21 protein-coding genes and 1 tRNA gene are annotated in these 26,524 nt (G+C 74.5%); 14 read left to right on the top strand and 8 right to left on the bottom strand.

Annotated features, from left to right (window positions below):
* Nucleotides 1-2: 2 nt before the first annotated feature.
* A complete protein-coding gene (locus ACZ66Z_RS25115; protein ID WP_469937521.1) occupies nt 3-785 on the bottom strand; it encodes a hypothetical protein in 783 nt (260 codons plus the stop codon).
* A 307-nt stretch (nt 786-1,092) separates the two neighbouring features.
* Between ACZ66Z_RS25115 and ACZ66Z_RS25120 the strand changes: the two genes are divergently transcribed.
* Nucleotides 1,093-1,539 (top strand): ATP-binding protein, encoded by a 447-nt coding sequence (locus ACZ66Z_RS25120; protein ID WP_469937523.1) that lies wholly within the window; start codon nt 1,093-1,095, stop codon nt 1,537-1,539.
* A gap of 65 nt (nt 1,540-1,604) precedes the next feature.
* Here ACZ66Z_RS25120 and ACZ66Z_RS25125 read toward each other — a convergent pair whose 3' ends face one another.
* Nucleotides 1,605-3,071, bottom strand: coding sequence for an aminopeptidase P family protein (locus ACZ66Z_RS25125; RefSeq protein ID WP_469937525.1), 1,467 nt, complete (start codon nt 3,069-3,071; stop codon nt 1,605-1,607).
* A gap of 195 nt (nt 3,072-3,266) precedes the next feature.
* Complete coding sequence (locus ACZ66Z_RS25130; protein WP_469937527.1) at nt 3,267-4,718, bottom strand: PP2C family protein-serine/threonine phosphatase; 1,452 nt, start codon at nt 4,716-4,718, stop codon at nt 3,267-3,269.
* 522 nt (nt 4,719-5,240) lie between these two features.
* On the opposite strand from ACZ66Z_RS25130, the gene ACZ66Z_RS25135 reads away from it, so the two are divergent.
* Nucleotides 5,241-5,921, top strand: a complete 681-nt coding sequence (locus ACZ66Z_RS25135) for a bifunctional DNA primase/polymerase (RefSeq protein ID WP_469937529.1) — start codon at nt 5,241-5,243, stop codon at nt 5,919-5,921.
* A gap of 172 nt (nt 5,922-6,093) precedes the next feature.
* Nucleotides 6,094-6,693, top strand: a complete 600-nt coding sequence (locus tag ACZ66Z_RS25140; protein ID WP_469937531.1) for a hypothetical protein — start codon at nt 6,094-6,096, stop codon at nt 6,691-6,693.
* A 221-nt stretch (nt 6,694-6,914) separates the two neighbouring features.
* Here the strand turns inward: ACZ66Z_RS25140 and ACZ66Z_RS25145 are convergent, their stop codons facing one another.
* The 3 genes from ACZ66Z_RS25145 to ACZ66Z_RS25155 form a co-directional block, all read right to left on the bottom strand.
* Nucleotides 6,915-7,892, bottom strand: coding sequence for a DUF5926 family protein (locus tag ACZ66Z_RS25145; RefSeq protein WP_469937533.1), 978 nt, complete (start codon nt 7,890-7,892; stop codon nt 6,915-6,917).
* A gap of 162 nt (nt 7,893-8,054) precedes the next feature.
* On the bottom strand, nt 8,055-8,615 hold the full coding sequence (locus ACZ66Z_RS25150; protein WP_469937535.1) for an ATP-binding protein: 561 nt from the start codon (nt 8,613-8,615) through the stop codon (nt 8,055-8,057).
* Between the two features lie 148 nt (nt 8,616-8,763).
* Complete coding sequence (locus ACZ66Z_RS25155; RefSeq protein ID WP_469937537.1) at nt 8,764-9,585, bottom strand: glycerophosphodiester phosphodiesterase; 822 nt, start codon at nt 9,583-9,585, stop codon at nt 8,764-8,766.
* 191 nt (nt 9,586-9,776) lie between these two features.
* On the opposite strand from ACZ66Z_RS25155, the gene ACZ66Z_RS25160 reads away from it, so the two are divergent.
* On the top strand, nt 9,777-11,267 hold the full coding sequence (locus ACZ66Z_RS25160; RefSeq protein ID WP_469937539.1) for a S1C family serine protease: 1,491 nt from the start codon (nt 9,777-9,779) through the stop codon (nt 11,265-11,267).
* A 79-nt stretch (nt 11,268-11,346) separates the two neighbouring features.
* A tRNA-Ser gene (locus ACZ66Z_RS25165) sits at nt 11,347-11,431 on the top strand.
* 92 nt (nt 11,432-11,523) lie between these two features.
* Here the strand turns inward: ACZ66Z_RS25165 and ACZ66Z_RS25170 are convergent.
* Entirely contained in the window at nt 11,524-12,753 is a 1,230-nt protein-coding gene (locus ACZ66Z_RS25170; RefSeq protein WP_469937541.1) for a hypothetical protein, read from the bottom strand.
* A gap of 406 nt (nt 12,754-13,159) precedes the next feature.
* Between ACZ66Z_RS25170 and ACZ66Z_RS25175 the strand changes: the two genes are divergently transcribed.
* From ACZ66Z_RS25175 to ACZ66Z_RS25215, 9 genes are all read left to right on the top strand, one after another.
* Nucleotides 13,160-13,699, top strand: a complete 540-nt coding sequence (locus ACZ66Z_RS25175) for an O-acetyl-ADP-ribose deacetylase (protein WP_469937543.1) — start codon at nt 13,160-13,162, stop codon at nt 13,697-13,699.
* Nucleotides 13,700-13,941: 242 nt separating this feature from the next.
* On the top strand, nt 13,942-15,108 hold the full coding sequence (locus ACZ66Z_RS25180; RefSeq protein ID WP_469937545.1) for an acyl-CoA dehydrogenase family protein: 1,167 nt from the start codon (nt 13,942-13,944) through the stop codon (nt 15,106-15,108).
* A complete protein-coding gene (locus ACZ66Z_RS25185; protein ID WP_469937547.1) occupies nt 15,105-16,019 on the top strand; it encodes a bifunctional MaoC family dehydratase N-terminal/OB-fold nucleic acid binding domain-containing protein in 915 nt (304 codons plus the stop codon). Before ACZ66Z_RS25180 ends, ACZ66Z_RS25185 begins: the two co-directional genes overlap by 4 nt.
* Before the next feature lies 1 nt (nt 16,020).
* Nucleotides 16,021-17,175 (top strand): acyl-CoA dehydrogenase family protein, encoded by a 1,155-nt coding sequence (locus ACZ66Z_RS25190; protein ID WP_469937549.1) that lies wholly within the window; start codon nt 16,021-16,023, stop codon nt 17,173-17,175.
* Between the two features lie 5 nt (nt 17,176-17,180).
* Nucleotides 17,181-17,564 carry a MaoC family dehydratase gene (locus tag ACZ66Z_RS25195; protein ID WP_469937646.1) on the top strand — a complete coding sequence of 128 codons (384 nt, stop codon included), beginning with the start codon at nt 17,181-17,183 and terminating at the stop codon, nt 17,562-17,564.
* Nucleotides 17,561-18,727 (top strand): lipid-transfer protein, encoded by a 1,167-nt coding sequence (locus tag ACZ66Z_RS25200; protein ID WP_469937550.1) that lies wholly within the window; start codon nt 17,561-17,563, stop codon nt 18,725-18,727. Before ACZ66Z_RS25195 ends, ACZ66Z_RS25200 begins: the two co-directional genes overlap by 4 nt.
* 52 nt (nt 18,728-18,779) lie before the next feature.
* On the top strand, nt 18,780-19,958 hold the full coding sequence (locus ACZ66Z_RS25205; protein ID WP_469937552.1) for a DUF1906 domain-containing protein: 1,179 nt from the start codon (nt 18,780-18,782) through the stop codon (nt 19,956-19,958).
* A gap of 142 nt (nt 19,959-20,100) precedes the next feature.
* Entirely contained in the window at nt 20,101-20,646 is a 546-nt protein-coding gene (locus ACZ66Z_RS25210; RefSeq protein WP_469937554.1) for a SigE family RNA polymerase sigma factor, read from the top strand.
* Nucleotides 20,647-20,781: 135 nt separating this feature from the next.
* Nucleotides 20,782-22,434, top strand: coding sequence for a long-chain fatty acid--CoA ligase (locus ACZ66Z_RS25215; RefSeq protein ID WP_469937556.1), 1,653 nt, complete (start codon nt 20,782-20,784; stop codon nt 22,432-22,434).
* 69 nt (nt 22,435-22,503) lie between these two features.
* Here the strand turns inward: ACZ66Z_RS25215 and ACZ66Z_RS25220 are convergent, their stop codons facing one another.
* Nucleotides 22,504-26,421: a PAS domain-containing protein gene (locus ACZ66Z_RS25220; protein ID WP_469937558.1), complete on the bottom strand. Its 3,918-nt coding sequence runs from the start codon at nt 26,419-26,421 to the stop codon at nt 22,504-22,506.
* Nucleotides 26,422-26,524 lie beyond the last annotated feature (103 nt).

Consider the following 26,524-nt stretch of genomic DNA (forward strand, 5'->3'; position numbering starts at 1 on the left):
CGTCAGGCTGCGAGGACGCAGTCGGCGGCCGGGGGGCCGCGCCTGATCACCGTGTGCTGAAGGGCCTCGGCCACCGGCGGCGGCGAGGAGTCGAGGGGTGCCCGGAGGATCCGCCGCGGCCCCGTGCCCGGCGCCGACGGAAGTCCGGCGAGCAGGGCCCGTACGAGACGGAGCGCGGCGCGCAGGGAGCGCACGAGGGCGCACTCGGCGAGCTCGGTCGCGCCCTGTCCGGAGAGCTCCACGAGCCGGCCGAGGGCGTGGTCGCCCCGGCGCAGCAGCCAGCCCGTGGCCAGGGCGGCCAGGAGGTGGCCGAGGAGCATGGGCAGGCCGGGCAGCAGTTCACCGGCGGGTGCGGTCGCTCCGGCGGCCAGGTGTCCCATGTGGGCGTGCGCGTCGGCCGGGTCGAGCCCGGCGTCGGTGATGATCCGGGTGGCGTCGGCGGGGCTGAGGGAGGCGGTGCCCGCCCCGCAGACCAGCCGGGCGGCCATCCGGACCAGGGCGTCGTCGGCCTGGTCGCTCAGGGCGAGCTGACGCTGTCCGAGTCCGAAGAGGACGTGCAGGCCGAGCTGCCCGCCGGCGAGGGCACCGACGACGAGGCCGAGGGAGCGCGCGCGGCCGGCGAGGAGGACGGCGACCCCGAAGACGCCGAGGAATCCGGCGACGAGTGTCCACAGGGCGATGCCCGCGCAGGCGGCGAGGGCGTGTCCCAGCGCGGACAGCACGACGCAGACCGCGGTGAACACCGCGGCCCTCAGCAGCCGTGGAGCGAGCGCGGGGGCATTCATGGCGGGCCCATCATCGCACCCTGCGCGCCCTCGCCATGAGGCAGGTCCGGAAGGTCGTTCTTGAGCGCCTTCGGGGCGAGACGGGCCGACCACCGGGGTGGCGTACGGCCGGCCACCAGGGTGCGTAGGGCCGACCGTCGAGATGACGTACGGCCGTCCGTCGAGCCGGCGTACAGAGGTGACATACACCGGCGCACCCACCCGGTGCATCCGCCGAACGAGCGCTCTTGACGCCCCGGAGTGCTTACGGAGCGTCCGCTCCGGCAATACGTATCGGTATGTCGAGCCGCTGCCGGGAGGCTGGAGCATGAGCATCTGGTGGTCACTCCATCTGCGGCGCGAGGCCGCGAGCGTGCCGCTCGCGCGAAGGCTTCTGCTGGGCACGATGGAGACGGCGGGTGTCGATCCCGACGTGTCGTACGAGTTGTCGGTCGCGCTGACCGAGGCGTGTGCCAACGCCGTCGAGCACGGCGGCGGAGCCGGCGCACGGGAGCCGGGCGGGGCGTACCGGGTGACGGCGTACCTGGACGGCGAGACGTGCCGGATCGAGGTGGCGGACTCGGGTCCGGGCTTCCCCGGCGCCGCGGCGCCGGCCGTCCCGTCGGACGAGGCCGAGCACGGCCGGGGGATGCGCCTGATCGAGGAACTGGCCGATCACGTGCAGTTCGGCAACCGCTCGGGCCGGGGCGGCGCCGTGGTCAGCTTCGACAAGATCCTGAAGTGGCGGGACAGCCCGTCGCTCCTCATGGCGTGAGACCACGGCGAAGGGCCCCCGCCGGTCGGTCGACGGGGGCCCTTCGGTTCCAACGTACGCGGAGTTCAGCCCTTCAGCGCGGCCATCCACGCCTCGACCTCGTCGGCGCGGCGCGGCAGCGCGTCCGAGAGGTTCCGGTTGCCGTCCTCCGTGACGAGGATGTCGTCCTCGATCCGGACGCCGATGCCGCGGTACTCCTCCGGCACCGTCAGGTCGTCGGCCTGGAAGTACAGACCGGGCTCGACGGTCAGGCACATGCCCGGTTCGAGGGTGGTGTCCACGTACATCTCGGTGCGCGCGGCGGCGCAGTCGTGGACGTCCATGCCGAGCATGTGACCGGTGCCGTGCAGGGTCCAGCGGCGCTGGAGGCCGAGCTCCAGGACGCGGTCGACCGGGCCCTCGACGAGGCCCCACTCGACGAGCTTCTCGGCGAGGACGCGCTGGGCGGCGTCGTGGAAGTCGCGGTAGGCGGCGCCGGGCTTCACCGCGGCGATGCCGGCCTCCTGCGCCTCGTACACGGCGTCGTAGATCTTGCGCTGGATCTCGGTGTACCGGCCGTTGATCGGCAGGGTGCGGGTGATGTCGGCGGTGTAGAGCTCGTTCGTCTCCACGCCGGCGTCGAGCAGCAGCAGGTCGCCGGAGCGGACGTCGCCGTCGTTGCGGACCCAGTGCAGGGTGGTGGCGTGCGGTCCGGCGGCGCAGATGGAGCCGTAGCCGATGTCGTTGCCCTCGACGCGGGCGCGCAGGAAGAACGTGCCCTCGATGTAGCGCTCGCTGGTGGCCTCGGCCTTGTCGAGGACCTTGACGACGTCCTCGAAGCCGCGGGCGGTCGAGGCGCAGGCCTTCTCCAGCTCGGCGATCTCGAAGGAGTCCTTGACGAGGCGGGCCTCGGAGAGGTAGACGCGCAGCTCTTCGTCGCGCTCGGCGGTGACCTTGTCGGTCAGCGCGGCCTCGATGCCGGCGTCGTGGCCGCGGACGGCGCGGACGGGGCCGGTGGCCTCCGCGAGGGCGGCGGCGAGCTCGCGGACGTCCTTCGCCGGGACGCCGAGGAGCCGCTCGGCCTCGGCGAGGGAGTGGCGGCGGCCGACCCACAGCTCGCCCTGGCCGTCGAGCCAGAACTCGCCGTTCTCGCGGTCGGAGCGCGGCAGCAGGTAGATCGTGGCCTCGTGGCCGTCCTCCACCGGCTCCAGGACGAGGACGCCGTCCTGGGTCTGGTCGCCGGTGAGGTACGCGTACTCGGTGGAGGCGCGGAAGGCGTACTCGGTGTCGTTCGACCGGGTCTTCAGCTTTCCGGCGGGGATCACCAGGCGCTCGCCCGGGAAGCGGGCGGAGAGCGCGGCGCGGCGCGCGGCGGTCTCGTCGGCCTGCGCGATCGGCGCGAGGTCGTGCAGCTCGGTGTCGGCCCAGCCGGACCGCATGTTCTCGGCGAGCTCGTCGGACACGCCCCCGTACAGCCCGTTCTTGCGCTGCTTGATCGGCTGCTCTTCGGTCTCGGTCTCTTCCGGGGTCTCCGGGGTGAGCTCCTCGGCCACGGGTCTGCCTCCTCTTGGTACGACACTGAACCCCCACCATCGTACGGTCGTACGGAAGGGGGCCCAGGGCCGGAAGACCCATTACCGGAGCGTCACATTCCGGTCACTCGAAACGGGCAGCGGGACTCACCCGAAACGGGCAGCGGGACTCACCCGAAGCGGGCGGCGGGGCTCACTCGAAACGGGTGGCGGGGCTCACTCGAAGCGGGCGGCGAGCAGGACCACGTCCTCGCCGTCCACGTCGGGGTCCGGGCCCTCGGGGAACAGGGCCCGCAGGACGTGGTCGGCGACGGCGCCCGGGTCGCCCCGGTCCGCCCTCGGCACGCCCGCGGCGGCCGCGTGGAGCCGCGCGAAGGCCCGGTCCGTGGCGTCGCCGGTGCGCCGCAGCAGCCCGTCCGTGTAGAGAAGCACCGTTTCTCCGGGCGCGAGGGACAGCTCCACGCTCGGCGCCTCCCAGCAGGAGAGCATCCCGAGCGGGGCCGACAGGGAGGTCTCGACGAACTCGGTGCGGCGGTCGCCGAGGACCAGCGGCGGGGCGTGCCCGGCGCCGGCGAGGACGATCCGGCGCTGCGCGGGCTCGGCGTAGGCGAAGAGGGCGGTCGCCGAGCGGGCGGGTTCGGTGATCCGGAGCAGGAGCTCCAGGTCGGAGAGGACGGCGACGGGGTCCTCGCCCTCCATCACGGCGTACGCCCGCAGGGAGGCGCGCAGCCGGCCCATGGCGGCCAGCGCGCTGGGCCCGGTGCCGGAGACGGAGCCGACGGCCAGACCGAGGGCGCCGTCGGGCAGCGGCAGCGCGTCGTACCAGTCGCCGCCGCCCAGCGGGCCGGTGCGGTGGCGGGCGGCGAGCTGGACGCCGGGGACGCGCGGGAGACGGCTGGGGAGCAGCTCCTCGGCGACGGTGGCGACCTGGGCGCGGGCGCGCTCGACCTGGAGGAGCCGGGCGAGGTGCTCGGTGGCGAAGCGGCCGTAGAGCCCGATGAGGTGGCGCTGCCGTTCGGTGGGTTCGGCGGGCTCGTCGTAGAGCCAGACGGCCGCGCCGAGCCGGCCGGCCTCCTCGGTGGCGAGGGGCAGGGCGTAGCTGGCCGCGTAGCCGAGGCGGGCGGCGACCTCGCGGTGGCGCGGGTCGAGGCCCTCCTCCGTACGGACGTCGCGGATGGCGATCGGGTCGGGGACGCGCTCGGGGTGACCGGGGTCGGGGAGGCCGTCGAGGAGGCGGCCGTAGCTGCCGGCGTCGCGCGGGACGGTCTCGATGGTGCCGAGGTCGGCGTGGGCGAGGCCGAGGCCGATGGTGCCGGTGGGGCCGCGGCCGTCGGCCGGTTCGAGGACGGACAGGCCGCGGCGGGCGCCGACGAGGGCGGCGCCGGCGTCGAGCACCTCGCGGAGGGCCTCGTCGAGGGAGGCGGTCCTGATGAGGCGCTCGGTGAGTTCGTGGAGGGTGGTGAGGTCGGAGACCCAGCAGGCCAACCGGTCCTGGATCAGGGCCCCGGGGGGAAGGGCGGCGTCCGCGGGGCCCGCCGCAGCGGGCACCCCGGGGAGGGGCGGCGTAGTGTGCGGGGGCCCGGGAACCGTGGAATCGATTCCAGCCACTTTCGGCATGCGTGGAGCGCTCATGGCAGTCGGCTTTCCGACCGGTGCGTTTGACGCCATAGCATCGCAAACCCCCATGTCAATCTGAGCCGCTCGATGCATCCACATGTACACGCACAAGAGGAACGATGTCCAGCATTGTCCCCACGGGACTTGTGGTGTCCGTGAGGTCGTGCGAGAGGGTTGAAGTACGCGGGAAGTTGGCCGAAAATTGCCTCCGGTGTGCACCTTTTGCGGTCGACTGGCGTCGTTTGAAAGCGCGTCATTCCAAGCGTGCTGGGTACGTAATCGGTGACAGGCAGGGGCAGTTGGCACCGCCCCGGAACGTGACGCGGAACCCCGGCGTCTTTCCCGCCGCAGGCCGCAACCCGTCACCGAGTGGCGGGGAACGTGTTCTGACCCGCTCCGGCTCTGACCTGGCTCCACCCGGTTCCCCCGGGATCCATCCGGCACCGGCCCGGCCCGCCCCGCTCCTCGGGGGGCCGGCTCCCCGCCGACCCGGCACGCGCTGATACGCACGGTGAAGATTTCTGCACATGGTGTGATGTGGATTCGGCGTTCAACGGAAAGGAACGAGCGCTCATGCGCGAGATCCTCGGAAGGCGACGCAGGCTCCGGTTCCGGCGCAAGGAGAGGACCGCCCGGCTCGACGCCGCGGTCGCCTTCGCGGTCGACTGGAACTGGCCCGTCCTGCCGGGCGCGAGCCTGAGAGCGACGACCCGTACGGCCACGGGAGCAACCTGCTCCTGTCCCGACCCCGACTGCGTGGTGCCCGGCGCGCACCCCTACGACCCCGGGCTGCTCGCGGCCACCACGGACGAGCGCATGGTCCGCTGGTGGTGGACCCGGCGCCCGGACGCCCCGGTGGTCCTCGCCACGGGCGGCCGGGCGCCCTGCGCGGTCAGCCTCCCCGCCGTCGCCGGGGCGCGGGCCCTCGCCGCGCTCGACGCGGTGGGCATGCGGCTCGGCCCGGTGGTGGCGACCCCGACCCGGTGGTCGATCCTCGTCGCCCCGTACGGACTCGAACGGCTGGGCGAGCTGCTGTACGCGAAGGACAGCGTGCCCAGCTCGCTGCGGTTCCACGGCGAGGGCGGCTACCTGCTGCTTCCGCCGTCGGTCGCGGGGACCGGACAGGTCCGCTGGGAGCGGGAACCGCTCGCCGGCTCGGCCCGGCCGTGGCTGCCCGACGTGGAGGCGGTGGTCGACGCCCTGGTCGAGGCGAGCACGAGCACGCCGGGCGGCGGGAGCCGGCTGGCGTACTGAGCGCGGGCGCGCGAGGTACGTCCGTTCACCCGAACGGGTGCGTCCCGGCCCGACTCGCAGGGGAAACGGGCGCGCGACCGGCCGCGCGCCCGGATCCCGCCGCTATGTTCACCCCACCGTTCCAGATCTCCAGATCTCCGGATCTCCAGCCGAGCAGGAGCAGGTGGGTCCCATGAGCCCGGTGAACCTCCGTGTGGTCGGACTCGGGGCCGCCGTCACGGTCGCCGTCCTGCTGCCCCTCGTCGCGACGGCGAGACCGACGGGGGACCCCGCACGGCCGGCCGGTGCTGCTGCCGCGGGGGACGCGAAGCCCGGGGACCTGCTCGGGGAGCTCGGCGCGGGGCTCCGTACGCCGGCCTCCGTCCCTCCCGCCCGTGCCTCCGCGGCCCCGGCGGCCACCGTGCCTCCCGCCGTTCCCGAGCGCGTCACGCGCTGTGGGCCGGAACTCGCCTCCCCGGAGGGGGCCGAGGCGCAGACCTGCGTCCTGAGCGAGGAGCGCGAGGTCTGGGCGCGCACGTACTACCGGAACGCCACGGGTCGACAGTTCGACGCGTTTCTGACCCTCATGGGCCCCGGCGGACGGACCGTACAAGTGCGTTGCCCGGTCCCGGCGCAGGACGAACCGGGGACCTGCGAAACGCCGGGGGAGCGCGCTCGCGGCGCGGTCACGGCGTATACGGCGGTCGCGGAATTCGCGGGAACGGGCGAGGGGGACGCCACTCCGCTGCTGCTCCGCGCGGGAAGCAACACGGCGGACGGCGAAGGAAGTTGAGCGTCGAACGCCCCGGCGCTGCCGGAGGCGGACATGGAAAGGCCCGGTCGCTGGCGACGGGGGATGCACCAGCGACCGGGCTTCAAGAACGGTAACAAGAGATCTGCGGTTCGCAAATTCGATCTCGGTTATTCGGACAGGGATTTATCCGTCCGAGGACCCTTCTTGTGGCGGAAGTCACCGACCGGTCGGTCTGTCGGTCACCGATACCACCTGGGGTATCAGCTGAGAGTCACCTGACGGTTGGTGAGGCCGCCGCGCGCCCGGCGCTCCTCCGCCGTCAGCGGGGCGTCCGAGGCGAGCGCCGCGGCCAGTCGCTCGGCGAACTCGGCCGCCGGCTTCTCGCAGTCCTCGGCGGTCATCGAGGACGGCAGGTCCCACACCGGCACCATCAGGCCGTGGGCCCGGAAGGAGCCGACGAGCCGGGTGTCCGTGCCGAGCGAGGTGCCCTCGCCGGCCTGGAGGCGGGCGAGCGCGTCGAGGAGCTTCTCCTCCGGGTGCGGCATGACCCAGCGGAGGTGGTTCTTGTCCGGAACCTCGCACCAGTACGCGGAGTCGACGCTCGTCAGCTTCACGGTCGGGATCGCCGCCGCGTTGGCCCGCTCCAGGGAGGCCGCGACCTCAGGGTCCGCGCCGTCCGCGGACTGCGGGATCCAGAACTCGAAGCCCGTGTGGACCTCCGGGACGAACGGGGCGTCCGCGTCGAGCAGCTCCTGCAGGCGGGTCCCCTCGGCCGGCACGCGCCGGGCGGGGATCGGGGTGCCCGGCTCCGCCTCCAGGGCGCGCTGGAGGGTGTCGGCGAGGTCGCGGGCCAGGTCGCCGGAGGTGGAGTCGTTCTGCAGGGCGAGCAGGACGGAACCGTCGTCGCGGCGGAGTGCCGGCCACGCCATCGGCAGCACGGTCGCGAGCGTCACCGACGGCACGCCCTCCGGCAGCCCGCCCTTCAGGGTGAGCGGCACGGTGGCGGCCGGCACCAGCTCGCGCAGCGCGACCCAGTCGCACTCGCCGGGCAGGCCCTCGAAGGGGCGCTGGACGAGCTCGGTCACGGCGTGCGCGGCGGCCCGGCCGTGACACGCCTTGTAGCGGCGGCCGGAACCGCACGGGCACGGCTCGCGCGCGCCGACGACCGGGATCTCTCCGCTCGTGACCTGTGCCTGGCCGGTCCTGCCGGCCTTCGTCTGGGGGCGCTTCTTGGCCATGGTGTGGCTTTCTCCCGATCGCGGCTGTGCTGTCTGCGGTGCTGTACCGGGCGCGAGCCTAGCCGCACCGGGCCCCGGGGCCGTTCAGGCGGGGCGGCACGAGGACCGGGGCGAACGGGCTCCGCCGGGAGGCGGCGCCGCTGCCGCCCCCGACGCCGGTCCTCAGTCCAGATCGTCGTACGCGTCGAGGAAGTCGAAGCCCGAGCCGCCGCCGACGCGCGTGGCGAAGTCCTCGCGACGGTGTCCCTCGGTGACGACCACCCAGACGGTGACCTCGCCGGTCGCGCTGTCCCGCACGCCCCAGTCCCGGGCCAGTGCTCCGATGATGTTCAGCCCGCGGCCGCCCCGCGCGGTGACCGAGGGCGTCGACGGGACGGGCCGGGTCGGGCCGCCCCCGTCGGTCACCTCGACCCGCAGGCCGCCGCCCGGGTCGACCCGCCAGGCCGCCCGCACATCGCCTTCGCCCCGCTCCGCGTGGTTCAGCGGCCTGCCGTACCGGCAGGCATTGCTGAGCAGTTCGGAAAGGATCAGCACCGCGTCGTCGACGACCGATTCGGACACCCCGCTGCGGTACAGCTCGTCCCGCATCCGGTGTCGCGCCTCACCCACGCCCGCAGGACCATGGGGTACGGCCATGCTCGACGACGTGGGCACCTCCTGTGCCACCACCAACGCCACCCCCGAGACCTCCTTTGCCCCACGCCACGGTGTGAATGCCCCCATGGCCTGGACCGGAAACCGGCCAATCCGTGTGGGATGAGGCACTCGTGACGATCGCGTACGCACGGAACGCGCCGGGGCACGCCCCGTAAGGCCTGTTGTCCCTGTGGCGCATGGGGAACGAGTGACGGAAGAGGTGCCCCGGCGCCGTTCAGCCGCGGCCCAACTGGGCGAGCACCTGCTTCGGGCGGTTGGTGATGATCGCGTCCACGCCGAGGCGTTCGCAGAGCTCGACGTCCTCCGCCTCGTCCACCGTCCAGACGTGGACCTGGTGCCCGGCCTTCTGGAGCCTCAGGATCACGGCGGGGTGGTGCCGGACGATCCGGATGGACGGGCCCGCGATGCGCGCGCCCGAGGGCAGCCGGCCGTCGCGCAGCCGGGGCGAGACGAACTGGGCGAGCGAGACGGTGGGCAGCGTCGGCGCGGCGGCGGCGATCCGGTACAGGGAACGGGCCGAGAAGCTCATGACGCGCACGGGGGACTCGGCGGGGGACGCGGGCGCGTCCAGGCCGAAGCGCTTGAGGAGCTGGAGCAGCCGCTCCTCGACCTGGCCCCGCCAGCGGGTGGGGTGCTTGGTCTCGATGGCCAGCTCGACCCGGCGGCCGGCGTCGGAGACCAGCTCCAGGAGCCGTTCCAGGGTGAGGACGGAGGTGGATCCGGGATCCCGCCGGTCGGGGATCTCCTTGGAGTCGTCCCGGCCCTTCCAGGTGCCGAAGTCGAGGGCGGTGAGATCGGCGAGTTCGAGCGCGGAGACGGCGCCGCGGCCGTTCGAGGTGCGGTCGACGCGCCGGTCGTGGACGCAGACGAGGTGGCCGTCGGCGGTGAGCCGGACGTCGCACTCCAGGGCGTCCGCGCCGTCCTCGATGGCCTTCACATAGGCGGCGAGGGTGTGTTCCGGGGCGTCCTCCGATGCTCCGCGGTGGGCGACGACCTGGAGGGGGACGCGGTTCGGGTGCTGCCGTGCGTGGGTCACCGCGACATGGTGCCATTGGCGGGGCGGTGCGGGCACCCCGAGAGCTGTCCGTTCTGTCCGTATATAAAGGATGGGGTGCGAACGCACAGCTCCGCCTTACAGCGGCCTGACGTCCGGTGGGAAAAGCTGGTGCAGCACCCTGGAGCCCCTACGTACCCCCCATCCCGCGCAGTCAACGAGGAGAGCGAGCTGTGAGCACCGAGAACGAGGGCACGCCGGTTCCGGCGGACCCGGCTGCCCCCTCCGCCCCTCCGACGGTTCCCGTGCCTCCGACGTCGACGGAGAGGCCGGCGGGCGTGACGTCCCCGGAGACCTCCCCGCCCCCGGCGGCGTCCCCGCAGACGCCCCCGGCGGCGTCCCCGGAGGCGGACGCGCCGACGGCGGTCCAGCCGACGGTTCCGGCCGCGGCCCCGGCGGCTCCGCAGGCGGCCCCGGACCAGACCCACGCCCACGCCCACCCCCACGCCCACGCCCCCGCCTCCGCCGGCGGTTGGCCGCCGCCCCCGCCGGCCGTCCCGGCCTGGGGCGCCCCGCACCCCCCCGCGCCCCCCGCGGCGCCGCGCAGGCGGACCGGCGGCCTCGTGGCGGCCGTGCTCGTCGCCTCGCTCGTCGCGGGCGGCATCGGCGGCGGCATCGGCTACTGGGCGGCCGAGCGCGGCGACAACGGCTTCAGCTCGACCACGGTCTCCTCCGGCCAGGCCCCGGCCTCCTTCAAGCGCGAGCCGGGGACGGTCGCGGCGGTCGCCGCGAAGGCCCTGCCGAGCGTGGTCACCATCCAGGCGAAGGCCGGCGGCCAGGGGGACGAGGGCGGTACGGGCACGGGCTTCGTCTACGACCAGGAGGGCCACATCGTCACCAACAACCACGTGGTGGCGTCGGCGGCGGACGGCGGCACGCTGTCCGTGACGTTCCCGGACGGCAAGGCGTACGACGCGGAGGTCGTCGGCCGGGCCGAGGGTTACGACGTGGCGGTCATCAAGCTGAAGGACGCGCCGAAGGGGCTGACGCCGCTGCCGCTCGGGGACTCCGACAAGGTGGCGGTCGGCGACTCGACGATCGCGATCGGCGCCCCCTTCGGCCTGTCGAACACGGTGACGACGGGCATCGTCAGCGCCAAGAACCGCCCGGTCGCCTCGGGCGACGGCTCCGGCGGCGGCAACTCGTACATGAGCGCGCTGCAGACGGACGCCTCGATCAACCCGGGCAACTCCGGCGGACCGCTGCTCGACGCGAGCGGCGCGGTGATCGGCATCAACTCGGCCATCCAGTCGACCAGCGGCGGCTTCGGCCAGTCCCAGGCGGGCTCGATCGGCCTGGGCTTCGCGATCCCGGTCAACCAGGCGAAGAACGTGGCGCAGCAGCTGATCAAGACGGGCAAGCCGGTGTACCCGGTGATCGGCGCGACCGTGAACATGAACGAGAAGGGCCAGGGCGCGACGATCGCCGGACAGGGCACCGGCGGGACGCCCCCGGTCACGCCCGGCGGCCCGGCGGCGAAGGCGGGCCTGAAGGCCGGCGACGTGATCACGGGCTTCGACGACCACCAGATCGACAGCGGGCCGAGCCTGATCAGCGAGATCTGGACCCACAAGCCGGGCGACTCGGTGAAGATCACCTACGAGCGTGACGGCAGGACCGCCACGGCCACCGTCGTCCTCGGGGAGCGCACCGGCGACAGCTGACGGACCCGACCGGACTTCCCTGCCCGCGCCTCCCAGCCGGTAGGCTGTAGCCGCTCCGCCCCAGGTGGACCGGGGCGCGGGTGGGTTGCCCGAGCGGCCTAAGGGAACGGTCTTGAAAACCGTCGTGGCGCGAGTCACCGTGGGTTCAAATCCCACACCCACCGCTTGCAGGTCAGAGAAGCGGCACGTCAGAGGGCGGGCTCCGGATTCTGGGGCCCGCCCTCCGCGTGCGCCGTACGGGTGCCGACCCGCCCGGTCAGGGGTGGGTGCGGGTCTGCGGGTTGTTCAGGCAGAGGGCGATGTTGCGGACGGCCGCGGTGAGTTCCTCGATCACCCGGGCCGCCTGTTCCGCGTTGTGGAAGGCCGGGCGCTCCGTGAGGGTGCGGCTCAGTTCCTCCGCGGCCCGGACGGCGGGGCCGGCAGGGCCGCTGTCCCCGGCGGGCGCGACGGCGGGGACCGCGCTCTGCGCGGGTGCGGGTGAAGGCGCGGGTGCGGGCGCGGGCGGGTTCTGGGCCGCGGTCACGGGCACGGGCGTGGGCACGACCGAGGGCGGTGCGGGCGGCGGCGGGGCCGAGGGGTACGGCTCGGGCTCCGTCCGGTAGTCCTCGAAGGACGGTGAGAAGGTGCCGGAGCCGATGGCCAGGGAGGTGTGCGCCTCCTCCGGGGAGTGCGGGGCCGCGGCGGGGTCCTGCCCGTGCTGCGGGACCGGTCCGAGCACCGGGGGCCGGGACCGGCGGGCCCGGGGCAGGACGAAGTGGTCGAAGCCGGGGAACGCCGGGGGAGCGGGGTGGGCGGCGGGCTGGGCGTACTCGCTCTGCCACTGCGCGCGGTAGTACTCCACCTGGTCCTCGCAGGAGGAACGGGCGTGGAAGACCGCGGTGTTGTCGCCCAGGTCCGGGTACCAGAGGTTGGGGCCGGGGAAGCGTACGGTCCGCATCCGCGGCTTGATCTCCTCGGCGCACCCCATGCAGCAGCCCTCCGGCACGATGAGCGGGACGCCGCCGCTCTGCTCGGGGCGGCGGGGGCCGCCCTCCGGGCGGTACTCGCCGTGGTGGCAGGGCGGCAGTTCGCCGCAGGCCCGGCAGACGGCGTAGTGCTCGGGGAGGACCTGCCAGTCGTGGCTGGCGGGTGCGCACCAGTGCTTCGCGGCCGACCGGGGCAGGTTCTCGTCGCGCAGTACCAGGACCACCGGGCGCCTGTAGAACTCGGCGCGTTCGGGGGCCGGTTTGACCGTCTGGTTCTCGGCCCGCCGCAGTTCGTTGGCGTGCCACCACAGCTCGACGTGGTCGCGCCAGGCCTTCTCGTAGGATTCCGGCCAGTGGTTGCCCGGATAACCGGTGATGTCCAGGACGCGCCACGCCTGCCGGTCGAGCACGACGATGGATCCGGCCTGGAGTCGCAGATGTGTTCCCTTGACGCCCTCGTCCGGCCAGTCATGGCGGCCGATGCGGGTGGGCTGGTCTGGGAGCCACCTGCGAATCTGCATGACACGCTCCTCGGCAACGAAACTTCGTAGTTTCAAGTGGGGCAGTAGGTGACATTCTGAACAATTTAGGCGTCGGGTTGGGGTTAGACACGCGCACACCCCTGAGCGATTGAAGGCCGGAAACGCCTTCTGTGCCGGGTATTTAGCTTCCGCGGCCCGACGAGTGCCTCCGGGAGCCCTCTCCTCCGGGGCGGCGGTTCGGTACCCGTCCACCAGGCCCCCACACTCACCCGTACGTGTGACGGCGCTTTCACCGGGTCATCCCGTACGTATGGATCGCTCCGCGTCCGGGCCGCCCGTGGCCCCGGACGGGGGTTCCCGCTCCGGGGAGGTGGTAAAAGCGGTGCCGCCCGGAGGGCGGGGGCATAGGGTCCGGGAAACCACGGAGACAGGGGTCGGGATCGGGATGCGGATCGTGCTCGTCCAGGGGGACATCACCGCCGAGGCGGTCGACGCGGTGGTCAACGCGGCGAACTCCTCGCTGCTCGGCGGGGGCGGGGTCGACGGGGCCGTTCACCGGAAGGGCGGGCCGGAGATCCTCGCGGCCTGCCGGGAGCTGCGGAGCGCGCACTACGGCAGGGGGCTGCCGACCGGGCGGGCCGTCGCGACCACGGCCGGGCGGCTGCCGGCCCGGCACGTGATCCACACGGTGGGACCGGTGTGGTCCCGCGACGAGGACCGCTCGGAGCTGCTCGCCTCCTGCTACCGCGAAGCGCTGAGGGTGGCCGACGGACTGGGGGACCGCACGGTCGCGTTCCCGGCCGTCTCCACCGGCGTCTACGGCTGGCCGATGGACGACGGCGCCTGGATCGCCGTGGAGACCGTACGGGCCGCCGAGACCGAGGTGGAGGAGGTCCGCTTCGTCCTCTTCGACGCGACCGCGTACGCCGCCTTCGAAGCCGCCCTCGCGCGTGAGGGAGGGTCCGGCGGGTCGGAGTCCCCGTGAGGGCGCGGAGGCGGTGCCGGTCGTTCCCTCGCGGTCGGAGCCGAACGCCCGGCCGGTCCGACGGGGGCGTGACCGCGCCGTGAACGACGGCCCGCACCTCGGTACTTCGGTGCCGGTGCGCGGGCCGTCGCGCTTTCGCGGGCGCGGCCTCCGGGGCGGTGCCGGGCGTCGCCGACCTTGACAGGCGCACGGAATCTGACGGACAGTCAGAAATCTCAGTCGTCCCACGGGAGGCCGTCGCCGTGCACCTCGCCCCGACCGAGCGGCAGCTGCGGCTGCGCGCCGAACTCCGCGCGTACTTCCGGGACGTGATGCCCGACGGGCCACCGCCCGCCACCGACGCCGGCGCCCAGCGGCGGCTGCTCCGCCGGATCGGCGCCGACGGACTGCTCGGCCTCGGCTGGCCCGAGGAGTACGGGGGGCAGGGCCGCGGGCCCGACGAGCAGTTCGTCCTCTTCGACGAGGCGCACCGCGCGGGCGCCCCCGTCTCGATGGTCACCCTCAACACGGTCGGCCCCACGCTCATGGCGTACGGGACCGAGGAGCAGAAGGCCTTCTTCCTGCCCCGGATCCTGCGCGGCGAGACCGTCTTCGCCATCGGCTACAGCGAGCCCGAGGCCGGCACGGACCTCGCCTCCCTGCGCACCCGGGCCGTACGGGACGGGGACTCCTGGCGCGTCGACGGCCAGAAGGTCTTCACCTCCAACGCCCAGAACGCCGACTGGATCTGGCTCGCCTGCCGCACCGATCCCGACGCACCGCCGCACCGGGGGATCTCCGTCGTCCTCGTCCCCACCGACTCCCCCGGCTTCTCCTGGACCCCGATCGAGACGGTGGGCGGACTGACGACGACCGCCACGTACTACGACGGGATACGGGTTCCCGCGGGCAACCTCGTCGGGCCCGAGCACGGCGGCTGGGGCCTCGTCACCAGCCAGCTCAACCACGAGCGGGTCGCGCTGGCGGCGATCGGCATGCAGGCGGAGGACTTCTTCGCGGCCGTCCTCGACCGGGCCCGCACCCCCGACCCGGTGACGGGCCGGCGCCGCGTCGACGAGCCGTGGATCCGGATCCGGGCCGCCGAGGCGCATGCCCGGCTGGCCGCGACCCGCCTGCTGAACTGGCGCCTGGTGGGTGACGTGGGGGCCGGTCGACTGGCCCCGGGGGACGCGAGCGGCGTGAAGTTCGCGGGCACCGAGTCGGCGGTGGAGGTGTACCGCATCTGCCAGGAGATCGCGGGCGGGCCGGGGACGGTGCGCGCGGGGTCGCCGGGGGAGTTCGACGGCGGCGAGCTGGAGCGCATGAACCGGGCCGCGCAGATCAACACCTTCGGGGGCGGGGTGAGCGAGGTGCAGCGCGAGATCGTCGCGAGGACGCGGCTCGGCATGAAGGGGAGGGGACGGCGATGAGCGCCACGGACGGGGCCGACGCCCTGCACGAGCGGCTCGTGGCCTTCGAGGGCCGGGCCGCCGCCACCGCCGGCACCGGCAAGGACCCGGTCAACCTGCCGATGATCAGGCACTGGTGCGAGGCGATGGGGGACGCCCACCCCGCCTACCGGGGGCCGGACGCCGTCGCGCCCCCGACCATGCTCCAGGCGTGGACGATGGGCGGCCTCTCCGGACACGCGGACCGGTCCTCGGCTCACGAGGAGCTGTTCGCCCTCCTCGACGGCGCCGGGTACACCTCGGTCGTCGCGACCGACTGCGAGCAGGAGTACCTGCGGCCGCTCCGCCCGGGCGACGAGATCGGCTTCGACACCGTCATCGAGTCCGTGTCGGAGCGCAAGACCACCAAGCTCGGCACCGGGTACTTCGTGACGACGCGGACGGACGTCCGGGCGGCCGGCGAACTCGCGGGCACGCACCGCTTCCGCATCCTCAAGTACGTGCCGACCGGGCGCCCGACGAAGCCGACGCCCCGGCGGCCCCGGCCCGTCGTCAACCGGGACAACGCCGGGTTCTGGGAGGGCGTGGCCGAGCACCGGCTGCTGATCCAGCGCTGCGGCGACTGCGCGGCCCTGCGCTTCCCCTGGCTGCCGGGGTGCGCCGACTGCGGCTCGCGCGCGTGGGACACGGTCGAGGCGGGCGGTGCCGGGACGGTCTTCTCGTACGTGGTGATGCACCACCCGTCCTTCCCGGCCTTCGACCCGCCCTACGCCGTCGGGTTGGTCGAACTCGCCGAGGGCGTGCGGATGATCAGCGACGTGGTGGGCGTGCCGTACGACGAGGTGTGGATCGGGATGCCCGTACGCCTCGAGTTCCTGCGGGTCGACGAGGAGCTCGAACTCCCCGTCTTCCGTGCCGGAGGGGAGCACTGACATGGACTTCACCCCCACCGAGGAGCAGGAGGCCGCCCGGGAGCTGGCCGGGCGGATCTTCGCCGACCTCGCCACGCACGAGCGGCTCAGGGCCGCCGGGACCGGCACGGACGCCGAGCTCTGGAAGGCGCTCTGCGCGGCCGGGCTGCCCGGCGCCGTCGAGGAGACCGGCCTGCTCGGCCTGGTCCTGCTCCTGGAGGAGCAGGGACGCAGGACGGCGCAGGTGCCGTTCGCCGCGAGTTGTGCGTACGGGATCCTCGCCGTCGCCCGGCACGGTACGGAGGAGCAGCGCGCCCGGCTCCTGCCCGGTCTGCGCGACGGCACGACGGTGGTGACGGGCGCGTTTCCGGCACCGGGCACGGTCACCGCGGGTCCGAGAGGGCTCGGCGGCGCCGTGGACTGGGTGCCGTGGCTCAGGGACGCCACCCATGTGCTCGTACCGGACGAGGACCGCGCCCTCTGGCTGGTCCGCACCGAGGACGCGGCCGCCGTCGAGGCCGTCGAGCTCACCGCGCCCTGGGCCGCGGCCCGGCTCGTCCTCGACGGGACGCCGGCCGAGCGGCTGGGGGCGGGAACGGGGACGGGGGCGGGGACGGGGACGGGGACGGGCGGCGCCGGGCTCTCCAAGGGCGGCGCCGGGCTCTCCGAGGGCGGCGCCGGGTCCTCCGAGAGCAGCGCCGGGCCCTACGACGACGGCGCCGGGCCCTACGACGACGTGCTCGCCGCCGCGCGGATCGCCTTCGCCGGGCTCCAGGCGGGGGTGTGCGCCGGGTCGCTCGCCAGGGCCGTGGAGCACACCTCCGTACGGGAGCAGTTCGGCCGCCCGCTCTCGACCCACCAGGCGGTGCAACTGCGCGCCGCCGACGCCCACATGGACACCGAGGCCATCCGGGTCACCGCCTACGAGGCCGCCTGGCGCTTCGACGAGGGCCTCGACTTCGCCGGGGCGGCCCTGACCGCCGCCTGGTGGGCCTCCGAGGCGGGCAGACGGGTCGTGCACGCCGGGCAGCACCTCCACGGCGGCACGGGCGCGGACCTCGACCACCCCGTCCACCGGCACTTCCTGTGGGGCCGGCAGCTCGACGCCTACCTGGGCTGCGGCACCGAACTCCTCGCCGAACTCGGCGACCGGCTCGCGAAGGGGGACCCGTCATGAGCCCCGTGGAACCCGGCGACGAACTGCCGCCGCTGAAGATCCCGATCACCCGCACCCTGATCGTCGCCGGGGCCGTCGCCTCCCGCGACTACCAGGACGTGCACCACGACGCCGAGCTGGCCCGGGAGAAGGGCTCACCGGACATCTTCATGAACATCCTCACGACCAACGGGCTCGTCGGCCGGTACGTCACCGACCACTTCGGTCCCCGGGCCGTCCTCCGCAAGGTCGCCATCCGGCTCGGCGCCCCCAACCACCCCGGCGACACCATGGTCCTGACCGGGACGGTCACCGACGTCGACGGGGACACGGCGAGCGTCCGGGTCGTCGGATCCAACGGCCTCGGGCACCACGTCACCGGGACGGTCACCGTGGAGGTGGCGCGATGAGCGTCCGCGGCCGGGACGCGCTCGGCGGGCGGGCGGCCGTCGTGGGCATCGGGGCGACCGAGTTCTCCAAGGACTCCGGCCGCAGCGAACTCTCCCTCGCCGTCGAGGCCGTGCGCGCGGCCCTCGACGACGCCGGGCTCGCCCCCGCCGACGTCGACGGCCTCGTCACCTTCACCATGGACACCAACCCCGAGATCACCGTCGCCCAGGCGTCCGGCATCGGAGAGCTGTCGTTCTTCTCCCGCGTGCACTACGGGGGCGGCGCCGCCTGCGCCACCGTGCAGCAGGCCGCGCTCGCCGTCGCCGCCGGGGTCGCCGAGGTCGTCGTCTGCTACCGGGCGTTCAACGAACGCTCGGGGCGCCGCTTCGGAGCCGGCGTCCAGGAGCGCGAGCCCTCGGCCGAGGGCGCCGCGCTCGGCTGGCAGCTGCCCTTCGGGCTGCTCACCCCGGCCTCCTGGGTCGCCATGACCGCCCAGCGGTACCTGCACTCCCACGGGCTGACCCCGGACGCCTTCGGCCACGTCGCCGTCACCGACCGGCGCCACGCGGCCCGCAACCCCGCCGCGTACTTCCACGGGAAGCCGATCACCCTCGCCGACCACGCCGCCTCGCGCTGGATCGTCGAGCCGCTCCGGCTGCTCGACTGCTGCCAGGAGACCGACGGCGGCCAGGCGGTCGTCGTCACCTCCGTCGAGCGCGCCCGCGACCTGCCGCGTCCGCCCGCCGTGATCCTGGCGGCGGCCCAGGGCGCCGGCCGCAAGCAGGAGGCCATGACCAGCTTCTACCGCGACGACCTGACGGGGCTTCCGGAGATGGGCGTGGTGGCCCGGCAGCTCTGGCGGACGTCCGGGCTCGCGCCCTCCGACATCGACGTGGGCATCCTCTACGACCACTTCACACCGTTCGTGCTCATGCAGCTGGAGGAGTTCGGCTTCTGCGGGCCGGGGGAGGCGGCCGACTTCGTCGCGGCCGACGCGCTGCCGCTGAACACCCACGGGGGGCAGCTCGGCGAGGCGTACCTCCACGGCATGAACGGCATAGCGGAGGCGGTGCGGCAGATCCGCGGCACCTCGGTGAACCAGGTGCCCGGCGCGGCCCGGACCTTGGTCACGGCGGGCACGGGGGTTCCCACGTCCGGGTTGATCCTGGGCACGGACGGCTGAGGCGACGGCCTGAGCGGTGGCCGGGCGGGGCGGGCGGTCCTTCACTCGCGCCATGAGCACTCGTACGCCACCCGCCTCCGACTCCGTCCCCGAAGCCGCCTCCGCCCCTGCCACGGAAGCCGCCCCCGAACCCGCCTCCGCCCCCGAAGCCGTCCCCGCCCCTGCTCCCGTCCCGGTCCCGCCGTCGGCGCCGGTCCGCCCGCGCTCCGCGCCGCCCCCCGGGGCGCGGGTCGTGGTCGCCGCCATGATGGTGGCGCTGGCCGGGACGGTCCTCCTCGCCCCCCCGCCCCCCGCCACCACGACGACCGAACGCCCGGCCGTGACGACCGCCGCCCCGGCCGCGGAGCCCGCCCCGGTCGCGCCCGCCCCCGCCGCGGGCCCCGGCCCCGCCCCCGCACCCCTCGCCCCCGCGGCCCAAGGCACCCCCGGCACCCCTGGCACCCCCGCCACCCCCCTGCACTTCGCCGGAAAGGCCTTCGACACCTGCGAGGCGCCGTCCCTCGCGGTGATGAGGGCCTGGCTGGGGTCGCCGTACGGGGCCGTCGGGATCTACTTCGGGGGGCGGGGGCGGGGCTGCCCCGTCCAGAAGGAGCTCACCCCCGCCTGGGTCGCCTCCGCCCACGCCATGGGCTGGCGGCTGCTGCCCCTCTTCGTCGGCTCCCAGGCGCCGTGCGTGGACTCCCTCGCCAAGCGCCGCTTCGCCATCGGCGCCGACCCCACCGGCCAGGGCACCAAGGAGGGAGGCGACGCCGTCCGGGCCGCGAGCGCCCTCGGGATCGGCCCGAGCAGCCCGCTCTACCTCGACATCGAGGCCTACCGGCGGAGTGACACGAGCTGCGCCGCGACCACCCTCTCGTTCGTCCGCGCCTGGAACCGGGAGGTGCGGCGCCTCGGCTACTTCCCCGGTTTCTACAGCAGCGCCGACACGGGAGTGCGGGACATGGAGGCGCAGCGGAGGGCGGGGACGAAGGACCTGCCGGACGTGATGTGGTTCGCGCGCTGGCGGGGGCAGCCGGCGCTGCTCACCGAGTCGGTGCTGCGTCCGGAGGCCTGGACGCCGCACGCGCGGATCCACCAGTACGCGGGGAACGTCACCGAGACGTACGGCGGGCGCACCCTCGCGATCGACCGCAACGCGATGGACGCCCCCGTCGCCCGGGTCCCCGACCCGGCCCGGTTCGCCGCACGCGTCCCGGTGCCCCTGTCGTTCGTCGGGTCCCGGCGCCCCTGACGGGGCGCCGACCCTGACGCGGGTGCCCCGGGTCTCCACCCAGAGGAGGTGGAGCCGTCCCCACCCCTACAACCTGAGGCGGACGGCGGGTCGGGACCTGGGGCCGATCCGCCGGGTACCCGTCCGCTCCTAGCGTGGAGCCATGACTCCGCCACCCTCTGGCCCCGTCTGCGCCGGTGCCTCGCAGTACGCGTCGTTCCCGACCTTCACCTCGTACGTACGGGCGCGTGGCCCCGTGCTCCTGCGCACCGCGCGCTCCCTCACCGCGAACCCCTCGGACGCGGAGGACCTCCTCCAGACCGCGCTGGCCAAGACCTTCGTGGCCTGGGAGCGGATCGAGGACCACCGGGCCCTGGACGGCTACGTCCGCCGCGCGCTGCTGAACACCCGCACGTCGCAGTGGCGCAAGCGCAAGGTCGACGAGTTCGTCTGCGAGGAGCTGCCCGAGCCGACCGGCCTCCCGGAGCCGGACCCGGCCGAGCGGCAGGTGCTGCACGACGCGATGTGGCGCGCGGTCCTGAAGCTGCCGGAGCGGCAGCGCCAGATGGTGGTCCTCCGGTACTACGAGGACCTCAGCGAGGCCCAGACGGCCGAGGTGCTCGGGGTGTCGGTCGGGACGGTCAAGAGCGCGGTGTCCCGGGCGCTCGGCAAGCTCCGCGAGGACCCGGAGCTGACGCCCGTGCGGTAGGCGGGGCGGCCGGCCGTCGGGTTCCGCCAGTCATCACTGGCGATTACGTACTCCCGGGTAGTGACATACCGCGTGGTATGTGCGCAGAATCTCCCCACCCCTTCTGCCACGTAGCGCCCACCGGGAGGACGCCCCGTGTACAGCACCATGCAGGACGTACAACTGACCGTGAGCCGCATCCTCCAGCACGGGATGACGATCCACGGGAAGTCCGCCATCACCACCTGGACGGGCGAGCCGGAGCCGCAGCGCCGCACGTTCGCGGAGGCGGGGACGCGCGCGCACCAGCTGGCCCACGCCCTGCGCGACGAGCTCGGCGTCACCGGCGACCAGCGCGTCGCCACCCTGATGTGGAACAACTCGGAGCACGTCGAGGCGTACTTCGCGATCCCCTCCATGGGCGCGGTGCTCCACACCCTCAACCTCCGCCTGCCCCCCGAGCAGCTGGTGTGGATCGTCAACCACGCCGCCGACCGGGTCGTGATCGTCAACGGCTCCCTGCTCCCGCTCCTCGCCCCGTTGCTCCCGCACCTGCCGACGGTCGAGCACGTCGTCGTCGCGGGCCCGGGAGACCGCTCCGTCCTGGACGGCGCCGCCCCGCGCGTGCACGAGTACGAGGAGCTGATCGCCGGCCGCCCGACCGCGTACGACTGGCCGGAGCTCGACGAGCGTTCGGCCGCCGCGATGTGCTACACCTCCGGCACCACGGGCGACCCCAAGGGCGTCGTCTACTCCCACCGCTCGATCTACCTGCACTCGATGCAGGTGAACATGGCCGAGTCGATGGGCCTCACCGCCAAGGACACGACCCTGGTCGTGGTGCCGCAGTTCCACGTGAACGCGTGGGGGCTCCCGCACGCCACCTTCATGACCGGCATCAACATGCTCATGCCGGACCGCTTCCTCCAGCCGGCCCCGCTCGCCGAGATGATCGAGCGCGAGAGGCCGACCCACGCGGCCGCCGTCCCCACCATCTGGCAGGGCCTGCTCGCCGAGGTCACCGCGCACCCCCGCGACCTCTCCTCCATGAAGCAGGTCACCATCGGCGGCGCCGCCTGTCCGCCCTCCCTGATGGAGGCGTACGACCGGCTCGGCGTCCGCCTCTGCCACGCCTGGGGCATGACCGAGACCTCCCCGCTCGGCACGATGGCCCACCCGCCGCACGGGCTCACCGCCGAGGAGGAGTGGCCGTACCGCGTCACGCAGGGACGCTTCCCCGCCGGCGTCGAGGCGCGCCTCGTCGGACCCGGCGGCGAACACCTCCCCTGGGACGGCGAGTCGGCGGGCGAGCTGGAGGTGCGCGGCACCTGGATCGCGGGGGCGTACTTCGGCGGCGTCGACGCCGAGGGGGTCCGCCCCGCCGACAAGTTCAGCGAGGACGGCTGGCTCAAGACCGGCGACGTCGGCGTGATCGGCCCGGACGGCTACCTCACCCTCACCGACCGCGCCAAGGACGTCATCAAGTCGGGCGGCGAGTGGATCTCCAGCGTCGAGCTGGAGAACGCCCTCATGGCGCACCCGGCGGTCGCCGAGGCCGCCGTCGTCGCGGTGCCGGACGAGAAGTGGGGCGAGCGCCCGCTCGCCACCGTCGTCCTCAAGGAGGGCGCGACGGCGGACTACGAGACGCTGAGGGCCTTCCTCGCCGACGAGGGCGGCATCGCCAAGTGGCAGCTGCCGGAGCGCTGGGCGATCGTGCCGGCGGTGCCGAAGACGAGCGTCGGCAAGTTCGACAAGAAGGTCATCCGCAAGCAGTACGCGGAGGGCGGGCTGGACGTGACCCGGCTCTGACCCACCAGCCGGCGATCGGCACCGACCGGCACCGACCGGCACAGATCGGCACCGACCGGCCCGTACGGGCTAGTTGGTGCCGATCTTCGCGAGCAGGTCGACGATCCGCGCCTGGACCTCGGCGCTGTTCGACCGCTCGGCGAGGAACAGGACGGTCTCGCCGGAGTCGAGCTTCGGCAGCTCCTCCTCGACCAGGTCGGCCGAGGTGTAGACGACGAGCGGAGTGCGGTTCAACTGCCCGTTCGCACGCAGCCAGTCGATGATCCCGGCCCGTCGGCGGCGCACCTGCATCAGGTCCATCACCACCAGGTTCGGCCGGGTCTCGGTGGCCAGCGCGACCGCCTCCGTGTCCGTGGCCGCCCGCGCGACCTGCATCCCGCGCCGCTCCAGGGTGGCCGCGAGCGCCTGCGCGACGGACTCGTGCTCCTCGATCAGCAGGACCCGGGACGGGTGCTGCTCGCTGTCGCGGGGCGCGAGCGCCTTGAGGAGCACGGCCGGATCGGCGCCGTACGCCGCCTCCCGGGTCGCCTGCCCCAGCCCGGCCGCGAGCAACACCGGCACCTCGGCGGCGACGGCGGCCTGACGCAGCGACTGGAGCGCGGTCCGGGTGATCGGCCCGGTCAGCGGGTCGACGAAGAGCGCGGCCGGGAAGGCGGCGATCTGGGCGTCGACCTCCTCGCGGGAGTGCACGATCACCGGCCGGTAGCCGCGGTCGCTCAGCGCCTGCTGGGTGGAGACGTCGGGCGCGGGCCAGACGAGCAGCCGGCGCGGGTTGTCGAGGGGCTCCGGGGGCAGCTCGTCGTCGACGGGGCGCGGGGCGGGCCGGTTGGCGACCTCGACCGCGCCGCCCGGGCCGTCGAGCGGCTCCGGGCCCTCGGCGGACCCCTCGGCGGGCGCCCCTATGGCGTACGCCCGGCCCTCGGGCGGGGTGTCGTGCTGCGACGGGGCCGGCGCCGTCGGCTGCGGGTGCGGCCTGGCCTCGGCCGGTGCGGGAAGCGGGGCCGGCACGGGCGGGTCGACCTCGGGCGGGGTGGCGAGCCTGCGCCGCCGTCCCGAACCGTTGGCGGGGGCGGCGGGCGTGGCGGTGGGGGCCGGAGCCGGGGCTGCGGGAGCCGTCGGCGGGACGAAGGGGACGCCCTGCCCGAGGGTGCGGACGCTGAACGCCCGGCCCTGGGTCGAGTCCTGCGACGTGGGCATCGGCACCGGCATCGGCAGCTCGGGCGGCAGCGGTACGGAGCCGGTGCCCGTCCCGGAACCGGCGCCGGTGCCGCTCGCGGGCACGGGCCCCGGCTGCGGCGCCGGCGCGTGCGGGGACGCGGGCTCCGGGGCCTGCTCCGGCAGGGGAGCCGTCACGGCCCGGCGCCGACCGGTCGGTTCGACCGGTGCTGCCGTGGCCGGCTCCGACGTCACCGGAGTGTCGGGCTGCGGCCGTCCGTGCGGATGGTGCTGCGGCGGCGTGTGGTCGGCGCCCGGGACGCCCCGTACGGCCTCGTGCCGCCCCTCGTCGGACACCGGCAGCGGACCGGCCGCGGGAGCGGCGGCCGGGGGAGCCGCCTCGGCGTCCCCGTCGGTCTCGACGGGCCCGAGCGCGAACGGGGTGCGGGGCCCGGCCTCGGCCGCGGCGGCCCGCTCCTGCGCGGCGGCCAGCGCGCGCCGGCGGCGACCGCTCGGCTGCGCGGGGGCCGCCGGGACCGCAGGGGTCTCCTGGGGGGCGGAGGCGACGGCGGGCAGGGCACGGGCCAGGGCGGGAGCGCCCGTCGGCTCGACGGAGACGCCCTGCGGAGGCACGGCTGCGCCGAGCGCGGCGCGCCCCTGCGCGCTCTCGGCCGCGGTCACCACGGAGCCCTCGGCGGGCCGGCCCCGACGGCGCCCGGTGGGCTCCACGGGGGCGGGGGCGGGCGGAACGGGCGTGCCGGGGGCCACGGGAAGGGCGGGGGCGCCCGGCGGGACGGGCGCGCCGGGGGGCGTCGCGAGGGCGGAGTCCCCCCGGGCGTTCTGCTGGGCGGGGATCAGCTCGGCGGGACCGGCGGCCTCTCCCGTACGGGCACGGCGGCGCCCGCTCGGCTCCGCACCGCCCTCGGGCGCGACCGCGCTCTCCAGGAAGGCGTCCGTCGAGCCGCGCCGGGCCCGCCGCCGCCCCCCGCCGGGGGCCTCGGGGCCGGGGTTCGCCCCCGGGATCCCGCCGGGAGCCACGACGGCACCGGAACCCGTGACCGTGCCGCCGCCGGGAGCCGTCCCCCCGGGAGCCGCGACGGACAGCGAGCCGGCGCCCGACGGCGACGCGCCGCCCTGCACGGAACCGGAACCCTGCACGGAACCGGAGCCCTGCACGGAACCGGAGTCCTGCGCGGGACCGCCCACCGGGCCCGAGGCCTGGGCGGGGAGGGCGAGGGCCTCGCGTGCGCCCGAGGGGGCGACGTCCGGCGCGGGCGCCGGGACCGTGCCCCGACCGGCCCCGAGCGGCACCTCGAGCACGTACGCGCCGCCGCTCGTCCCCGGCACCTCGTGGGTCTGCACGACACCGCCGTGCGCCGCCACGATGCCGCGCACGACGGGCCCGTGGACCGGGTCGCCGCCCGCGTACGGGCCGCGGACCTCGATCCGTACGACGTCACCGCGCTGTGCGGCCGCGACGACGATCGTGGAGTCGCTCGGGGTCCGCTCGGCCTTGCTCTTGCCGGTCGCGTCGACGCCGGCGACGTCCGCGACGAGATGGGCGAGCGCGGTCGCCAGCCGGGCCGCGTCCACCTCGGCCTCGATGGGAGGCGCGTGCACGGCGAACTGGGCGCGGCCGGGCCCGATCAGCTCCACGGCGCCGTCGATGCCGCCGGACACGATCCCGTCGAGCAGCACCACGGCCTTGTCGAGCTCCTCCGCGCCGGCGTCGAGCCGCTGGTAGCCGAGGACGTTGTCGACGAGGGAGGTCATCCGGGCGTACCCGGCGGCCAGGTGGTGCAGGACCTGGTTGGCCTCCGGCCACAGCTGCCCGGCGTCGTCGGCGGCGAGGGCGCCCAGCTGGGTGCGCAGCTCCTCCAGGGGGCCGCGCAGCGACTCGGCGAGGACGGCGGTCAACTGCTCGTGACGGGCGGCCAGGGAGGCGTACTCCTCCGCCTGCGCCTCGCGCTCCGCCGCGTGCCGCTCGGCCAGGTCGGCGAGCTCGGCGGCGTGCTTCTCGACGAGCTCCTCGTACGGCCTGCGGTCGGTGAAGGTCATCACCGCGCCGACGAGCTGGTCCCCGTCCCGTACCGGAGCGGTCGTCAGGTCGACCGGGACCCGCTCGCCCTTCTTCGACCACAGGACCTGCCCGCGGACCCGGTGCTTGCGACCGGACTTGAGGGTGTCGGCGAGCGGCGACTCCTCGTACGGGAAGGGCTCGCCGTCCGCGCGCTTGGCGAGGATCAGCGGGTGCAGCTCCCGGCCGCCGAGCTCGCCGGCGCGGTGGCCGAGGATCTGCGCGGCGGCGGGGTTCACGAGGACGACCCGGCCGTCCGTGTCGGTGCCGACGACGCCCTCGGCCGCGGCGCGCAGGATCATCTCGGTCTGCCGCTGCGAGCGGGCGAGTTCGGCCTCGGTGTCGAGGGTGCCGGTGAGGTCGCGCACGACGAGCATGAGCAGCTCGTCGCCGGTGTAGCCGCCGTACGAGTCGTAGGCCTCGCGGCCGTCCTCCAGGCTGGCGCTGGTCACCTCGACGGGGAACTCGGAGCCGTCCGTGCGACGGGCGATCATCCGGGTCGGCTTGGTGCGGCCCCGCTCGTCGGCGCCGTCGGGGCGGCGCATGGAGCCGGGGATGAGGCGCGAGTCGAAGGTGGGCAGCAGATCGAGCAGGCCGCGCCCGACGAGCGCGGTGCCCGGCGTCTCGAACATGCCGAGGGCGATGGTGTTGGCGTTGACGACCGTGCCGTTGCAGTTGACGAGCACGAGGCCGTCGGGGAGGGCGTCGAGTATGGCTGCGAGGCGAGCAGCGCCTCGGGATGGCCTGCTGCTCACGACGACGCTTCCTCCCTGACGCACTGCACGTGCTTGCCCATCGGCCGGCCCCATCTTGCCCCGCGGGCCGCAGCCTGTCACTGAGGGGAGTCTAAGGGAGCCT

The organism is Streptomyces sp. NPDC107498, assembly GCF_055582805.1.

What these genes read in the sequence shown, in the direction of transcription:
- ACZ66Z_RS25185 (WP_469937547.1), top strand. Translation starts at nt 15,105, where the DNA reads ATGAGCGCCACGGACGGGGCCGACGCCCTGCACGAGCGGCTCGTGGCC.
- ACZ66Z_RS25200 (WP_469937550.1), top strand. Translation starts at nt 17,561, where the DNA reads ATGAGCGTCCGCGGCCGGGACGCGCTCGGCGGGCGGGCGGCCGTCGTG.
- ACZ66Z_RS25205 (WP_469937552.1), top strand. Translation starts at nt 18,780, where the DNA reads ATGAGCACTCGTACGCCACCCGCCTCCGACTCCGTCCCCGAAGCCGCC.
- ACZ66Z_RS25120 (WP_469937523.1), top strand. Translation starts at nt 1,093, where the DNA reads ATGAGCATCTGGTGGTCACTCCATCTGCGGCGCGAGGCCGCGAGCGTG.
- ACZ66Z_RS25150 (WP_469937535.1), bottom strand. Translation starts at nt 8,615, where the DNA reads ATGGGGGCATTCACACCGTGGCGTGGGGCAAAGGAGGTCTCGGGGGTG.
- ACZ66Z_RS25130 (WP_469937527.1), bottom strand. Translation starts at nt 4,718, where the DNA reads ATGGCGTCAAACGCACCGGTCGGAAAGCCGACTGCCATGAGCGCTCCA.
- ACZ66Z_RS25140 (WP_469937531.1), top strand. Translation starts at nt 6,094, where the DNA reads ATGAGCCCGGTGAACCTCCGTGTGGTCGGACTCGGGGCCGCCGTCACG.
- ACZ66Z_RS25145 (WP_469937533.1), bottom strand. Translation starts at nt 7,892, where the DNA reads ATGGCCAAGAAGCGCCCCCAGACGAAGGCCGGCAGGACCGGCCAGGCA.
- ACZ66Z_RS25135 (WP_469937529.1), top strand. Translation starts at nt 5,241, where the DNA reads ATGCGCGAGATCCTCGGAAGGCGACGCAGGCTCCGGTTCCGGCGCAAG.
- ACZ66Z_RS25115 (WP_469937521.1), bottom strand. Translation starts at nt 785, where the DNA reads ATGAATGCCCCCGCGCTCGCTCCACGGCTGCTGAGGGCCGCGGTGTTC.
- ACZ66Z_RS25190 (WP_469937549.1), top strand. Translation starts at nt 16,021, where the DNA reads ATGGACTTCACCCCCACCGAGGAGCAGGAGGCCGCCCGGGAGCTGGCC.
- ACZ66Z_RS25210 (WP_469937554.1), top strand. Translation starts at nt 20,101, where the DNA reads ATGACTCCGCCACCCTCTGGCCCCGTCTGCGCCGGTGCCTCGCAGTAC.
- ACZ66Z_RS25170 (WP_469937541.1), bottom strand. Translation starts at nt 12,753, where the DNA reads ATGCAGATTCGCAGGTGGCTCCCAGACCAGCCCACCCGCATCGGCCGC.
- ACZ66Z_RS25175 (WP_469937543.1), top strand. Translation starts at nt 13,160, where the DNA reads ATGCGGATCGTGCTCGTCCAGGGGGACATCACCGCCGAGGCGGTCGAC.